At 64.2% G+C, this 14219-nt stretch carries 12 protein-coding genes; 11 read left to right on the top strand and 1 reads right to left on the bottom strand.

All coding sequences use genetic code 11. The features are described from left to right. Nucleotides 1-211: 211 nt before the first annotated feature. Nucleotides 212-964, top strand: a complete 753-nt coding sequence (locus LJE61_RS10920) for an S-methyl-5'-thioinosine phosphorylase (protein ID WP_296910834.1) — start codon at nucleotides 212-214, stop codon at nucleotides 962-964. Between the two features lie 90 nt (nucleotides 965-1054). Beyond that, a complete protein-coding gene (locus tag LJE61_RS10925; RefSeq protein WP_296910836.1) occupies nucleotides 1055-2077 on the top strand; it encodes a hypothetical protein in 1023 nt (340 codons plus the stop codon). A gap of 159 nt (nucleotides 2078-2236) precedes the next feature. On the opposite strand, the gene LJE61_RS10930 is transcribed toward LJE61_RS10925, so the two are convergent. Further along, a complete protein-coding gene (locus LJE61_RS10930; RefSeq protein WP_296910838.1) occupies nucleotides 2237-2767 on the bottom strand; it encodes a SprT-like domain-containing protein in 531 nt (176 codons plus the stop codon). A 635-nt stretch (nucleotides 2768-3402) separates the two neighbouring features. Here LJE61_RS10930 and rimP point away from each other — a divergent pair. The 9 genes from rimP to LJE61_RS10975 all read left to right on the top strand — a co-directional run. Continuing rightward, the gene (gene rimP, locus LJE61_RS10935) at nucleotides 3403-3861 is read left to right on the top strand and encodes a ribosome maturation factor RimP (RefSeq protein WP_296910840.1); all 459 of its coding nucleotides are present in this window, start codon (nucleotides 3403-3405) and stop codon (nucleotides 3859-3861) included. Nucleotides 3862-3956: 95 nt separating this feature from the next. Continuing rightward, on the top strand, nucleotides 3957-5459 hold the full coding sequence (nusA, locus tag LJE61_RS10940; protein WP_296910842.1) for a transcription termination factor NusA: 1503 nt from the start codon (nucleotides 3957-3959) through the stop codon (nucleotides 5457-5459). Nucleotides 5460-5477: 18 nt separating this feature from the next. Further along, a complete protein-coding gene (gene infB / locus LJE61_RS10945; protein ID WP_296918391.1) occupies nucleotides 5478-8201 on the top strand; it encodes a translation initiation factor IF-2 in 2724 nt (907 codons plus the stop codon). Nucleotide 8202: 1 nt separating this feature from the next. Next, nucleotides 8203-8613, top strand: coding sequence for a 30S ribosome-binding factor RbfA (gene rbfA, locus LJE61_RS10950; protein ID WP_296911135.1), 411 nt, complete (start codon nucleotides 8203-8205; stop codon nucleotides 8611-8613). Beyond that, on the top strand, nucleotides 8597-9514 hold the full coding sequence (gene truB, locus LJE61_RS10955; RefSeq protein ID WP_296911132.1) for a tRNA pseudouridine(55) synthase TruB: 918 nt from the start codon (nucleotides 8597-8599) through the stop codon (nucleotides 9512-9514). The genes rbfA and truB overlap by 17 nt, the downstream gene beginning before the upstream one ends. Nucleotides 9515-9732: 218 nt before the next feature. Further along, the gene (gene rpsO, locus LJE61_RS10960; RefSeq protein ID WP_296911129.1) at nucleotides 9733-10002 is read left to right on the top strand and encodes a 30S ribosomal protein S15; all 270 of its coding nucleotides are present in this window, start codon (nucleotides 9733-9735) and stop codon (nucleotides 10000-10002) included. A gap of 243 nt (nucleotides 10003-10245) precedes the next feature. Then, nucleotides 10246-12345 carry a polyribonucleotide nucleotidyltransferase gene (gene pnp / locus LJE61_RS10965; protein ID WP_296918393.1) on the top strand — a complete coding sequence of 700 codons (2100 nt, stop codon included), beginning with the start codon at nucleotides 10246-10248 and terminating at the stop codon, nucleotides 12343-12345. Nucleotides 12346-12627: 282 nt separating this feature from the next. Beyond that, entirely contained in the window at nucleotides 12628-13395 is a 768-nt protein-coding gene (locus tag LJE61_RS10970) for a molybdopterin-binding protein (RefSeq protein ID WP_296914316.1), read from the top strand. Between the two features lie 305 nt (nucleotides 13396-13700). Next, nucleotides 13701-14219: PAS domain-containing protein (locus LJE61_RS10975; RefSeq protein WP_296918395.1), on the top strand; the 519-nt coding region annotated here is incomplete at its 3' end.

The raw sequence follows: 14219 nt of genomic DNA on the forward strand, positions 1-14219 counted from the left end.
GAAGGCGCCTTTTTTTGGTTTCAAGATTGCGCTCGGCTAGACTGTCGCGAATCGCTCTCTGTCAGGGTCGCCGGAGCGAACCACTCCGGGGCTGAATGGTCCCGCCCGACCGCCTGTCGCGTGCGGATCCGCCCGGATTGAGCCAACCACTCTGGCGATTTTCGTCCTATCCATCTTGGGTTTGCGTCTCTCTCCGAGCTGGGGTGCAAGCATGGCGTGCTTAGCAATCATCGGTGGTTCCGGCTTTTCGAGCTTCGCTGCGCTGCAGGTCCGGGAGTGCCGCCAGGTCGTCACGCCTTTCGGCGAAACGTCGGCGCCACTGGTGTGCGGACATCTGGACGGCACGGAGTTGCTGTTCCTTCCGCGGCATGGCGTCGGGCATCGGTTGCCCCCGCACCGGATCAACTATCGCGCCAACCTCTGGGCCCTGCGTGCCTCAGGCGCCGATCGCGTCGTCGGACTCGCAGCGGTCGGCGGTATCGGTGACCGTTTCCCCCCCCTGACGATCGTCGTCCCGGATGACATCATCGACTACACCTACGGTCGCGGTCACACGATCTACGATGGCGAGGGCGAGCGGATGGAGCACGTCGATATGACGTCGCCCTACTGTGAGGAGCTGCGCCAAGCGCTCATCCGCGCCTGCGCCGCGAGCGGCTGCGTCGCCGTTGCAAACGGTACCTACGGGGCAACGCAGGGACCGCGCCTGGAGACCACCGCGGAGATTGCCCGACAAGAGCGTGATGGATGTGACCTGGTCGGCATGACCGGGATGCCAGAGGCCGCCATCGCCCGCGAGCTCGGCCTTTGTTACGCCAGCCTCGCCTTCGTGGTGAACTGGGCGGCCGGGAAGGGACAGGGTGTCATCACCATGGAGGAGATTCAGACCAATCTGGCCAAGTGCGTCGGGCGCGTCGAGCAGGTGCTGAGGGTGCTGGCGACGTCCCGAGTGGGTCGCGCATGAAGCGCCTCCGCGCCGGACGGCGGGTCCAAGTGCATCAGTAATCTCTGATATAATCGCCGCTCTTCTCTCGTCTTCTTCAGGAGCACTGAAATGGCCAATGCGGATAGCGGCCCGAAACGTTCGGGTCTCGGTTGGATTCCCAAGCTCTCGCTGTGGGCGGTGGTGATCGCCTTTGCTTTCCTCTATCTCAGCTCGATCGAGCGCAGTCCGAGGCAGGACGCGGCGAATACGGGCTTGGGCGAGACGAGCCGCGCCGACGCGAGCGGCGTTGATCAGGTGATCGGCAAGATCACGGATCTGACGTCGACTGCCGGGGCCGCCATCACGGATGCGACCAGCGCGGGAGCGAGCGGCGTGAAGGAATGGATCGGCAAGATCAAAGAGGTTGTTCGGTCACCCGAAGTCAGCTCCGCGGGAATGAAGGCGCCTGAGTCGGGTCAGGGCGAGCCTGTCCCGCCCCAAGCGGCCATGGGCGGCGCTGCGGCCACCGCACCGGGTCTGGCCGAACCCGGCGCGCCGGCGCCCGCCGTCGGGTCGGAACGGCTTGCACAGGGGGAACGCCCGGCGGCGTCGGGGTTCGAGCAACACTATGCGCCGCTGCCCGCACACGCTTCGATGCCGGCGCCGTCACAGGGCGCTGCACCGAAGGCGGAAGACACCGGCCCGGCGATTGGGAGCTCGAAAGGAATCGCGGATGCGGTCCCGGTGAGCGACGCCGAGTCCGCGGTGTTCGCCGAATCGCTGATGCACGAGGAGTCGCCGCCAGAACCGGCTGTCAGCGCGGACACAGCCTCGCAGAGCCTGTCCGCCACGGATGCGCCGGCCCCCGCGGCTGAGGCCCCGCCGCTCGTGCCTGTGGTACCGCAGCCAGCCGGAACGATCGAGCCGGCGCCCGGCTGGGGCATGCCGCTCTTCGTTGTACCCGCGATCGATGAACAGCAACTGGCGAATCGGCGGGCCGAATATGAGCGGATGAGGCGAGAGGCGGACCAGCGGGCTCGCGAATACTGGGAGAAGATGCCGGCGCCGGCTCCTGTCGGAGCGCCCGCATATCCGGGTTACGGACCCATACCTGGGCCTGCTGTCTTTGGACCGCCGACTTACCCTTGGTGACACGGACACGCGGGGCAGGACCGGCAAGAAGGTCCGCCCGGATTCAACGACGGGCACTCGAAAGTGTCACGCGAGGCACGCGGGTGCCCGATCCTCGCATCGTGTCGAAGCAGATCGGGCACCCGTTGGATCGCATCCGAGATGCCGCCGGGGCAAACGTCAGGGCTGGTGTCCGGGATCCGGGCGCAAAGGTTGGCGACACCGGGGACAGAGATAGACCACTCCTGCGGCAAGGACGCGGTTGTGGCGAATGCTGCTCAGCTGATGGGTGCGACAGCCGCAGCGATAGCTGAATCGGCGGAGCGTTCGTGCGCGTAGGGTTGAGGTGTCGAACCGATGGCAGCGCGACGGATACGCGCCGAAGTGGCGCATGATGGTCTGCCATTCCGCGCCGTGCGGACGGATCCGGGTGCCGTGGCGTATGAAGGCGACGATGTGCCCGACCTCGTGCGGAACGGTCTCGCGGAGGAACTCCGCGGGATGTCGATGCAGAAGCGTTGGGTTATATCGGATGAGCGCCCGGCCCGCGATCTCGAGCCTCGCCTGTCCGGCAGCCAGGCCGTGCAGATCGAAACGTACTTCGGTTGGCGGCATCGGCAGGTGGAGCCAGTCCTCCGCCTCGCGGAGCAGAGAATGGGTGCGGGCCAACACCTGCTCGATCGGTGTCCGGAGGTTCGAGGGATCGTTCATCGTCGCTCTGTTGGGTCCTGTCTTGAGAGGAGGGCTGCTTCCATGCGCGTCGGGCGCCCGTGTCTCCAGGCTGCCCCTTCGCCCGGTGGCTGCGAGAGTGCCTGAGGGTGGCCCGATTTGGCAACGGACCTCGATCGCAGCATCGTCGAAGGGACGGGCGGAGAGCCGCGCCGCCCTTGATCGGCCGCGTCTCGCGCCTTGCGAAGGAGAACCCGAGCAGATAGAATCCAGAGGTTCGGTGAGAGAGCGGCAACCTGACGCGATGAAGGCCGGCCTTGCATGAAACGCTGACGTGTTCAGCGTGTCCCGTGCGGGGCAGGAGGTTCCGGCATGTTGAGGCACCTCAGTGCCGGAACATGGGGCCTCCCAAGAGTCGCGCCGCTCGGAAGGCGAGCTGATGATGGCCAGGATGGCGATTCATCAGCATCTCCCTAGTCAACCCCCGTGACGGGGTTTTTTTGTCCCGGCGGTTTTGTCCCGGGCTCAGGCGATCGCGAGGCAGTCATGGCCTGAGCACGCACTGAGCGGATGGTGGCGCTCGATCGTGCCATGACGACGGCGCGGCAAGAGCGCGTTCTTTCGAGCGTGTCTGGAGGTTGGGCCATCGGCCCAATTTTTGTTTAGCAGGGGCTAGGATGGAGTCGGCAGAGAGTCGCCTGAGCCGTCTGGCGCGTGGGGTGGTCGAGCCGCTGGGTTACGAGCTCGTGGCGGTCGAGCTCTTCCGCAAGGGGGCGAGCCGCACCACGCTTCGGGTGTACATCGACCAAGAAAAGGGCGTCGGTCTGGAGGATTGTGCTGCTGTCAGTGAGCAGCTCAGCGCGGTTCTGGACGTAGAGGACCCGCTTCCGGGCAACTATGACCTCGAGGTGTCTTCGCCCGGCTTGGATCGCCCTCTCGTGAACCCGGAGCATTTTGAGCGATTCGTCGGATCGCGCGCGAGGATCCGGCTGAGCGAGAAGCTCGATGGACGGCGCAATCTTGAGGGGATTCTGCAGGGCTGCTCGGAGGGATGTGTGCACCTCGTTGCGGAGGGGCGTGTATGGACGATCCCTCTCGAGCAGGTTGAGATGGCGAGGCTAGTCCCCTCGTATTGAGGGCGGGTGGGTCCCCGGGACCCGGGTTGGTTCGGCCACCCCCCTTTTGTTTTGGCGATTCGTGTGCCGGAGCTATTAAGACGGATTAAGGTGGAATGAGCAAAGAGATCTTACTGGTCGTAGAGGCCGTCTCGAATGAGAAGGACGTGCCCGAAGGCGTTATCTTCGAGGCCATCGAGGCCGCGTTGGCGTCGGCCACCCGCAAGAAGCATGGCGGGGAGATCGACGTGCGCGTCGCCATCGACCGGAAGACAGGGGATTATCGGACGTTTCGGCGCTGGGAGATCGTACCTGACCCGGAGGACGGCGTGCTCGATGCCCCATCGCGGGAGATCACACAGTCCGCGGCCCAAGTCCTGGAGCCAGGCCTTGGACTCGGCGATTTCGTCGAGGAGGAGATCGAGTCGGAGCTCTTCGGTCGCATCGCCGCCCAGACGGCCAAGCAGGTCATCGTCCAGAAGGTCCGCGAGGCCGAGCGGGCGAAGATCGTCGCGGCCTTCTCGGAACGTAAAGGCCAGCTGGTGACGGGGATCGTCAAGAAGGCGGACCGTGGCACGATCATGATCGATCTCGGCAACAACGCGGAGGCATTGATCCCGCGCGACCAGGTGATCCCGCGCGAATCGGTGCGCCCGGGCGACCGCCTGCGCGGCTATCTCTGCGACGTGCGGTCTGAGATCAAGGGGCCTCAGTTGTTCGTCAGTCGCACGGCCCCCGAGCTGTTGGTTGAGCTGTTCAAGCTGGAGGTGCCAGAGGTCGGGGAAGGCTTGATCCAGATCCTGGGCGCAGCCCGCGATCCGGGCTCACGGGCGAAGATCGCCGTGCGCACCACGGACCCCAGGATCGACCCGGTGGGCGCCTGTGTCGGCATGCGCGGCTCGCGGGTTCAAGCTGTCTCAAACGAGCTCAACGGGGAACGGGTCGACATCATCCTGTGGGATGAGAACCCCGCGCAGTTCGTGATCAATGCAATGTCGCCGGCCGATGTGGTCTCGATCGTCATCGATGAGGAGGCCCGCAGCATGGACGTGGCCGTGAAGGAAGAGAACCTGGCCCAGGCGATCGGGCGAAATGGCCAGAATGTTCGGCTCGCGAGTCAGCTGACCGGCTGGAACCTGAACGTCATGAACGAGGAGGATGCCGCAGCCAAAGGCGAGCAGGAGGCGCGCCGCTCGGTCGAGAGCTTCATGGAGCAGCTCGGGGTCGACGAGGATCTCGCCACCATCCTCGTCGAAGAGGGTTTCAGCACGGTCGATGAGGTCGCCTACGTGCCTCTGGCCGAAATGCAGGCCATCCAAGAACTCGACGACGAGAGCATCGAGATGCTGCGCGAGCGTGCGAAGGATGTCCTCTTGACGCGTGCAATCGCCTCAGAGGAAGGTGGAGCCGGGGAGCCGGCACAGGATCTCCTCGATTTGGATGGGATGGACGAGTCCCTTGCCTACATGCTCGCTGCGCGTGGGGTCACGACCATGGAAGATCTGGCTGAGCAGGCTGTCGATGACCTGATCGACATCGAAGGGATGGACCAGGAACGGGCGGCGCGCTTGATCATGAAGGCCCGCGAGCCCTGGTTCGCGGATGTCCGGCAGGGTTAGAGGATCAAAGGTCAGCTCATGAGTGAAGTCACGGTCAAGCAACTCGCCTCTACGGTCGGCATCCCGGTCGAGCGCCTCCTAGCCCAGTTGAACGAGGCAGGGATCGGCGCCGCGGGTGCGGATGCGACCTTGACGGAGCAGGAGAAGCTGCAGCTGCTCGGCTATCTGCGTCGCAGCCACGGGAAATCCGAGGCCGACGCCGGTGCGGCGCCCGGTCAGGTCACACTCAAGCGCAAGTCGGTTAGCGAGCTGCGCCAGCCCGCCGCGGTCACACGCGGGGCAGGCAGCGCCCGGCCTACGCCGGCCGCGCGCGGTAAGACGGTCAGCGTCGAGGTCCGGCGCAAGCGCACCTACGTCAAGCGTGCTGAAGAGCCCGCCGTGGCGCCGTCACCTTCGCCCGTTCCTGCTGCCGCGCAGCGCCGCGCGCCGAGCGGGGCGGCCCACGAGGGTACCCGCCGACGGGTCGAGCTCGAGGCGATGCGCGCTGAGCAGGAGGCCCGTCGGCTGGCAGAGCAGGAAGAGCAGGATCGCCAGGCCCGAGAGCTCGAAGAGAAGCGCCGACTGGAAGAGCAGGCCCGGCGCCTCGTGGAGGCCGAGCGGGCGGCGGTGGAGGAGGCAGCGCGACTCGCCGCCGAGGCCGCGTCTGAGCGGTCCGTTGGGGGCGCGGCGGAGCCTGCAGTCGAAGCCGGTGAAATCGAAGGCCTCGATGCTGTCGTCGCTCGGCGCACCGAGGCCGCGAAGCCGAAAAAGGCGGCCAAGAAGGCGGTGGACGTCTCGGAGAAGGAGCGGTCGGTTAAGAAGGCGGGTCGCAAGGACGCCTTGCGTGCGCGCGAGGTCGAGGTCGAGGTCTCCCCGCGAGCTGAATACGAGGAGGTCGATTCGGGACTCGGCGCGGCCGGGCGCGGACTGCGCCGAAAGAAAAGGGCGCCCAAGCCGCAGCTCCAGGACAAACACGTCTTCCAGAAGCCGACCGCGCCGGTCGTGCGTGAGGTCGAGATCCCTGAGGTCATCTCCGTCGCCGATTTGGCCAGTCGAATGTCGGTGAAGTCCTCGGAGGTCATCAAGGAGCTCTTCAAGCAGGGGATGATGGTCACGATCAACCAAAATCTCGATCGCGATACGGCGACGATCGTCGTCGAAGAGCTCGGCCACCGCGCAGTGATGGCGGATGAGCGTGATGCCGAGGGCGTGTTGCTTGAGGAGGTGCAAGAGCAGGCTGGGTTGGCGGAAGTGCTGCCCCGACCGCCGGTTGTGACCATTATGGGTCATGTCGATCACGGCAAGACCTCTCTGCTCGATCATATTCGACGCACGCGTGTCGCCTCGGGCGAGGCTGGCGGCATCACCCAGCACATCGGCGCCTACCACGTCGAGACGTCCAAGGGCACGGTTTCATTCCTCGACACGCCGGGACACGCCGCGTTCTCGGCCATGCGTGCTCGAGGCGCCAAGGTAACCGATCTGGTGGTTCTGGTTGTGGCGGCAGACGACGGGGTGATGCCCCAGACGGTCGAGGCGATCCAACATGCCCGGGCTTCCGGCGTCCCGCTGATCGTTGCGATCAACAAGATCGACAAGCCCGATGCGAATCCCGACAAAGTGATGCAGGAGCTGACCCAGCAAGAGGTGGTTGCCGAGGAATGGGGCGGGGATACCATGATGGTGCGCGTTTCGGCTAAGACCGGTGAAGGTATCGACGATCTACTGGACGCCATCCTGCTGCAGTCCGAAGTGCTGGAGCTCAAGGCGCCCGTCGGAGGCCCTGCGCGTGGCACGATCGTCGAGTCCAGTCTCGACAAGGGGCGCGGTCCGGTTGCGACAGTCCTCGTGCAATCCGGGACGCTGCATCGCGGCGATATCATCGTCAGTGGCGGCGAATATGGTCGGGTACGGGCGATGTTCGACGAGTCCGGAGCGTCGGTGGACGCCGCTGGACCGTCGATTCCGGTGCAGGTGCTAGGCCTCTCGGGGACGCCTTACGCCGGTGACGACGTCATGGCGGTGGCTGACGAGCGCCGGGCGCGCGAGGTTGCAGAGTTCCGCTCGGCCCGCTCGCGCCAGAGCCGCATCGACGAGCAACGTGGAGTGAGTCTCGACCAGCTCTTTTCCCAGCTGAAGGAAGGTGAGCAGAAGTCCGTCAATCTCATTGTCAAGGCGGATGTTCAGGGGAGCCTAGAGGCACTCAAGGACAGCCTCTTGAAATTGGGAAATGAAGAGGTCAGGGTGGCGTTGGTCGCCGCCGGCGTCGGTGGAATCACCGAATCCGATGCCAATCTTGCCGTCACGTCCAACGCCATCCTGCTCGGCTTCAACGTTCGTGCCGATGCCGCGGCGCGGCGCATCGTCGAGGAGAAAGGACTCGACCTGCGTTATTACAGCATCATCTATGAGCTGCTCGACGACGTGAAGAAGGCGATTGCCGGCCTGCTGAGTCCGATCGTGTCAGAGGAGATCATCGGGTTGGCGCAGGTGCGAGATGTCTTCCGCTCATCCAAGTTCGGTGCCGTCGCCGGCAGCATGGTCACAGAGGGAGTCATTAAGCGCAACAGCCCGATACGGGTACTCCGGAACAATGTCGTGATCTACGAAGGCGCGCTCGAATCCTTGCGGCGCTTCAAGGATGATGTCACCGAGGTGAAGGCCGGACTCGAGTGCGGTATCGGTGTGAAGAACTACAACGACGTCCAGCCCGGAGATCAGATCGAGGTCTTTGAGCGCACCGAACGGGCGCGCGAGCTCTGACATGAAGGAGTTCGATCGCACGGAACGCATTGGTGCCGAGATTCAGCGGGTGCTCTCGACGCTGATCCACGATGAGGTCAAGGATCCCCGGCTTGCCAATATCACCGTTCATGAGGTGCGGGTGAGCCGTGACCTAGCCCACGCCAAGGTGTTCTTCACCTGCTTTCCGACTGATGAGGGGGCCGCCGAGCAGGAGCGTCTGCTCAACGGACGGCTTGCCGGCTTCCTGCGCCATGCACTCGCGCAGCGCATTCGCCTCCGGGCGATCCCGCAGCTACACTTCGTCTTCGACGAATCGATCGGCCATGGGGCACGCCTCGCGGCCCTGATCACAGAAGCGGTCGGCAGGTCCAGTCAGACCTCGCACCATGATGCCGATTTGGAGTCACCGGTCGATGGGCCGTCGTCGTAGCACCGGTCGGGATGTGACAGGCATTCTCCTGTTGGACAAGCCGATCGGGCTGACGTCGAACGATGCTCTCCAGCGTGTCAAGCGGCTCTATCGCGCTGCGAAGGCAGGACACACCGGAAGCCTTGATCCGTTGGCTACCGGGCTTTTGCCCTGCTGCCTCGGGGACGCGACCAAGTTCTCGGCCTTTCTCTTGGATGCGGACAAGCGGTACCGGGTCAAGGTCCGGTTGGGTGTGACCACGGCCACCGCCGATGCCGAGGGCGAGGTGCTGGCAACCGGGCCGGTTGAGGGGATCGACGAGGATCGGATCCAGGAGGTCCTGCGGGGCTTTGTCGGGACCGTCGAGCAAATGCCCCCGATGCACTCCGCGGTCAAGCACCAAGGACAGCGGCTCTATAAGCTGGCTCGGCGGGGGTTAGAGGTCGAGCGGAATCCGCGCCAGATCCAGATCTTCGAGCTCAATCTGCTTGCGTCCGAGCTTCCCGAGATCGAGCTTGATGTGCACTGCTCGAAGGGGACGTATGTGCGCACGCTCGCGGAGGATATCGGCCAAGAGCTGGGCTGTGGCGCCCATGTGAGCGGTTTGCGCCGGACCGCAGTCGGCCCCTACTCTGAAGGACCCGGGATCTTCGTGACCCTCGACCACCTCGACAATCTGGCCGGCTTGGGCGATTTTGCCGGGCTGGATGCGCTTCTGCTGCCGCTGGACAGCGCACTCGGGCATTGGCCGGCAGTGCGTCTGTCCGCCGATGCGGCCTTCTATCTGCGCCAGGGCCAGCCCGTCTTGGTCCCGCAGGCCCCGACGCAGGGCCTGGTGCGGCTTTACGATTCGCTTCAATCGTTCGTCGGTGTCGGCGCAATCCTCGAAGATGGCCGAGTGCAACCCAAGCGATTGATTTGAAAGTTAACATTGCCATGAATAAAGCCTCATCAGCATTGTCAATGACTTGTTGTATTTTAGAACGGCGGTCGCCCTTCTCTATAAAGGGCTAAGGAATAGATCCGCGTTTCCCGAAATGGTCCGATCCCCTGAAGTCATTGTCGGGGTGATCGATCAGGTGCGTACCACACTTGGACAACGACCTTGTCATGTCCCCAACCTCAGTCAGGAGACCAACAATGACAATGACTTCAGCAGAGAAGAAGAAGATCGTCGACGATTATCGCCGTGCGGATGCCGACACGGGTTCACCAGAGGTTCAGGTGGCGCTCTTGACGGCGCGTATTCAGCAGCTCACAGAACATTTCAAGGAACACAAGCATGACCACCACTCGCGCCGCGGCCTCGTGCGAATGGTCAATTCCCGGCGCAAGCTGCTCGACTATCTCAAGCGGAAGAATCTCGACCGTTATCGCGAGCTGATCACACGTCTTGGACTGCGCCGCTAAGCAGGCCCTAACTCATCTGCCGTCCGGGACAGACATCAGTACGGGCGCTCCATGGGCCGCGCGAAGCGCCGAATGTTTCAGCGCTACGCGAACGCGCCGGGCTCGAGTAGGCGATCGGGTGGTCGGAGCGCCGCCGGAGGCACTCACACAGAGCCCTGTGACCTGGGCGCCCTCGGGCGCCCTAAGGTCGCAGGGGGACACGGCCCGGCGCTTCGACGGACCAAACACCCCGAGGATTTAGTTGTGATTCCCAAAGCTATCGTTAAGCAATTCAAGTTCGGCGACCAAACCGTGACATTCGAGACCGGCGAGATTGCCCGCCAGGCCGACGGTGCTGTGCTGGTCAACATGGACGACACCGTCGTCCTGGTCACCGTCGTGGTCGACAAACGCCCCGGCGCGACGCGTGACTTCCTGCCGCTGACCGTGGACTATCAAGAAAAGACCTATGCCGCCGGGCGCATTCCCGGCGGTTTCTTCCGACGCGAAGGCCGTCCGAGCGAGGCCGAGATCCTGACGTCGCGTCTGATCGACCGACCGATCCGCCCGCTGTTTGCGGATGGCTTCACGCAAGAGGTCCAAGTGATCGCGACGGTCAAGTCGCTGAATCCGGCGGTCAATCCGGAGCTTCCTGCGATGCTCGGCGCTTCAGCGGCCCTGGCAATCTCGGGTGCGCCGTTCAACGGGCCGATCGGTGCCGCCCGGATCGGGTACAAGAACGGCGAGTACATCCTCAACCCGGCGATCGTCGGGCTGGGTCCGGACTCGGACCTCGACCTGATCGTGGCGGGGACCGAGAATGCGGTGCTGATGGTCGAATCCGAGGCGCGCGGTCTCTCCGAAGAGGTCATGCTTGGCGCCGTCTTGTACGGCCACGAGCAGATGCAGCTGGCCATCAAGGCGATCCGCGAGCTGGCAGCCGAGGTGGGCAAGCCTGAGCTGCCCTGGACGCCGACAGCTGTCGATACCGAGTTGGCTGACGCGGTCGCGCGCGTCTGTGGTGACCGCATCAGCGAGGCCTATCGCATCAAGGAAAAGCAGACTCGCTACGCGGCGCTGGATGCCCTGCGCTCGTCGGTCACGACCGAGCTTTGCGGGGGTGAGACACCCGGTTGGACCGAGCAACAGGTTACGGGTGCCGTCGAGGCACTCGAGAAGAAGATCGTGCGCGGCTCCATCATCGCCGGCAACGCTCGGATCGACGGCCGGGACAATCAGACGGTGCGCCCGATTACCATCCGCACAGGTGTCTTGCCCCGCACGCACGGCTCGGCCCTCTTCACCCGCGGCGAGACCCAGGCACTGGTGATCACCACGCTCGGTACCGAGCGCGATTCGCAGATTATCGATGCCTTGGAAGGCGAGCGCCGCGAGCATTTCATGCTGCACTACAACTTTCCGCCTTTTTGCGTTGGTGAGACAGGCAGGATCGGCTCACCGAAGCGGCGTGAGATCGGCCATGGCCGTTTGGCCAAACGCGGCGTCCTCGCGGTCATGCCGAGTATCGAGGAGTTCCCTTACTCGGTTCGGGTCGTCTCGGAGATCACTGAGTCCAACGGCTCGAGCTCCATGGCCAGCGTTTGCGGCACCAGTCTGTCCCTGATGGACGCGGGTGTGCCGGTCAAGGGCCCGGTGGCGGGCGTTGCCATGGGTCTCATCAAGGAGGGAGATCGCTTCGCTGTGCTGACCGACATCATGGGCGACGAGGACCACCTCGGCGACATGGATTTCAAGGTGGCTGGCACCACGCTCGGGATCAATGCGCTGCAGATGGACATCAAGATCGAGGGTATCACCAAGGAGATCATGCAGATCGCACTGGAGCAGGCGAAGGCCGGACGCCTGCATATCCTGGGCGAGATGAACAAGGTGATCGACGCCCACCGGTCCGAGATGTCCGAGCACGCGCCGCGAATCATCGAGCTCAAGATCCACCCGGAGAAGATCCGCGACGTCATCGGCAAGGGCGGCTCGGTGATCCGTGCAATCACGGAAGAGACGGGCGCGACGATCGACATCAACGACGACGGCGTGGTCAAGATCTTCTCGGTGGAGAAGGCAGCCGGCGAGGAAGCGAAGCGACGGATTCGTCTCATCACCGCCGACGTCGAGGTGGGTAAGGTCTACGAGGGTCGTGTCGCGCGGCTTATGGATTTCGGTGCCTTCGTCACCATCCTGCCCGGCCGCGACGGCTTGGTGCATATCTCCCAGATCTGCGAGGAGCGTGTCCAGAGTGTCAGCGACAAGCTCGCCGAGGGCGATCAAGTTCGAGTCAAGGTCTTGGAGGTGGACAAGCAAGGACGGATTCGGCTCAGCATGAAAGCTGTCGAGCCCGGGGAGTAACCGCCCCCGCGCCAGCGGCGGGTCGCAGCACCGCCAACGACGTCTTTGGCCCCTTTGCGTTGTTCTAGGGCAGAGTCTCGTTGCTCGTTCCCACGCTCATCCGGCGATGCGCACCGCGCGGCGGCGAGGTAAATGGAGAATGTCAACCGGTTGCGCTCGGATCTGGACACAACGCTGAGGTGAGCCAACGGACAATCGCTAGACATGGTATGCGGGATGGCCTGTCAGCTCTTGATGTCACGATCCGCCCACCCATCACGAGCATTTGCACCTTGGATTCCCATGTCGACCGCCTCACCCGGACCTCCTGTGGCCTTTGGCCTGATCGTGATCGGTGACGAGATCCTCAAGGGGGCGCGTACGGATAAGCACCTGCGCGCCTTCAAAGGCATGCTGGGCGAGCGCGGTCACGAGCTGGCCTGGCACTGGCTGCTTCCGGACGAGCCTGAGGTGCTCGTCGCCCATCTGCGTTTTTCGATGGCTCGTCCTGATCCCGTCTTCGTGTGTGGCGGCATCGGTGCCACCCCGGATGACCGGACACGGCCTTGCGCGGCGGCCGCGGCCGGCCTGGACCTGGTACGACACCCAGAGGCGGTCGCTCTGCTCGAAGGAAGGTTCGGCGCGGAGGCCTACCCCTATCGCATCCTGATGGCGGACCTTCCCGCAGGCTGTGGTCTGATCCCGAATCCGACCAATCAGATCCCGGGCTTTGCGCTTCGCAGGCACTGGTTCCTCCCCGGTTTCCCGCAGATGGCGTGGCCGATGGCCGAGTGGGTGCTCGAGCGCCATTACGGGAGCGCAGCGGTCTTGCAGGAGCGGGCGGTCGAGGTTCGCGGAGTCCCGGAAAGTCGCTTGATCCCAATGATGTGCGAGCTCGCAGAGCGATTTTCCGAGCTCAAGCTCTTTAGCCTGCCCCATCTGGGCGACGATGCCCATATCCGGCTGGGATTTCGTGGCCGCGATGGTGTCGAGGCGGCGATGGCGGCGATGTTGGCGCGTCTCGCTGATGACGGGATCAGCTACCGGGATGCCGATCCGGAGTCATCATGATGAAATCGCCCGGCCTGTGTGTGGGCTATACATCCGCTGCGGAGCCGCCGATGGCGGTCTGGTCCTCAATCACGCGTGGTGTACAATGCGGCGTGATGGCGGACGGCTGTCGCTCTTGTGTGTGCTGCGGCCTTGCGCGACGATTGTCGGAGCAATCTCACAACCGTCCCGGGGCTCCCTGATCTCCAAGTAGGCTGCCGCCGGGCCGGTGCCGCGTCGACGGATGTCGTTGATGGGCTGGATGTTGGACCCCGTTCGTCCGCGGATGCAAGCGGTCGCAGTTCCTCAACATAGGGGGCCGGATCATGATACCGGGAGAAGGGTCCTCGGGTGAGCGCTCTGCCGGGGCGAGGGCCGATCCGAATCCGCAGGGCCGGGAGGAGGCCGAGCTTTATCGCCGGATGATCGCGATAAGCGGCGAGCAATTCGCCTATCTCGACCGATCGCTGGTGTATCGTGCTGCCAACGCAGCGTATCTGGACTCCTGGGGGGTCTCCAGCGAGTCGGTCATCGGTCGCAGCGTCTCAGACGCGATGGGTCCCGCCGCACTCGAGGGCGAAGACAAAGAGGGGTTAAGGGCCTGTCTCGCTGGGCGTTCGGTCGTGTATGAGACGCCGCTCCCGAGGCGCGGTAGGCAGGCCGGCTGGGGGGAGGTCTCGTATAGCCCCTGGCTCGACGAGGCCAGCGAAGTCGATGGGGTCGTGATCCGCGTGCATGACATCAGCGCGCGCAAGGCGAACGAGGCGACCATCGATCGGCTGACCCGGATCTACCACACCCTGAGCGAGTGCAGTCAGGCGATCATTCGCTGCGATGACAGGACG

Source organism: Thiocapsa sp., assembly GCF_022340925.1.
Classification (GTDB): Bacteria; Pseudomonadota; Gammaproteobacteria; order Chromatiales; family Chromatiaceae; genus Thiocapsa.

Excerpts from the sequence above, each read along its gene's own strand:
- LJE61_RS10920 (WP_296910834.1), top strand. The coding sequence starts at position 212 with ATGGCGTGCTTAGCAATCATCGGTGGTTCCGGCTTTTCGAGCTTCGCT.
- LJE61_RS10925 (WP_296910836.1), top strand. The coding sequence starts at position 1,055 with ATGGCCAATGCGGATAGCGGCCCGAAACGTTCGGGTCTCGGTTGGATT.
- LJE61_RS10930 (WP_296910838.1), bottom strand. The coding sequence starts at position 2,767 with ATGAACGATCCCTCGAACCTCCGGACACCGATCGAGCAGGTGTTGGCC.
- rimP (WP_296910840.1), top strand. The coding sequence starts at position 3,403 with ATGGAGTCGGCAGAGAGTCGCCTGAGCCGTCTGGCGCGTGGGGTGGTC.
- nusA (WP_296910842.1), top strand. The coding sequence starts at position 3,957 with ATGAGCAAAGAGATCTTACTGGTCGTAGAGGCCGTCTCGAATGAGAAG.
- infB (WP_296918391.1), top strand. The coding sequence starts at position 5,478 with ATGAGTGAAGTCACGGTCAAGCAACTCGCCTCTACGGTCGGCATCCCG.
- rbfA (WP_296911135.1), top strand. The coding sequence starts at position 8,203 with ATGAAGGAGTTCGATCGCACGGAACGCATTGGTGCCGAGATTCAGCGG.
- truB (WP_296911132.1), top strand. The coding sequence starts at position 8,597 with ATGGGCCGTCGTCGTAGCACCGGTCGGGATGTGACAGGCATTCTCCTG.
- rpsO (WP_296911129.1), top strand. The coding sequence starts at position 9,733 with ATGACAATGACTTCAGCAGAGAAGAAGAAGATCGTCGACGATTATCGC.
- LJE61_RS10970 (WP_296914316.1), top strand. The coding sequence starts at position 12,628 with ATGTCGACCGCCTCACCCGGACCTCCTGTGGCCTTTGGCCTGATCGTG.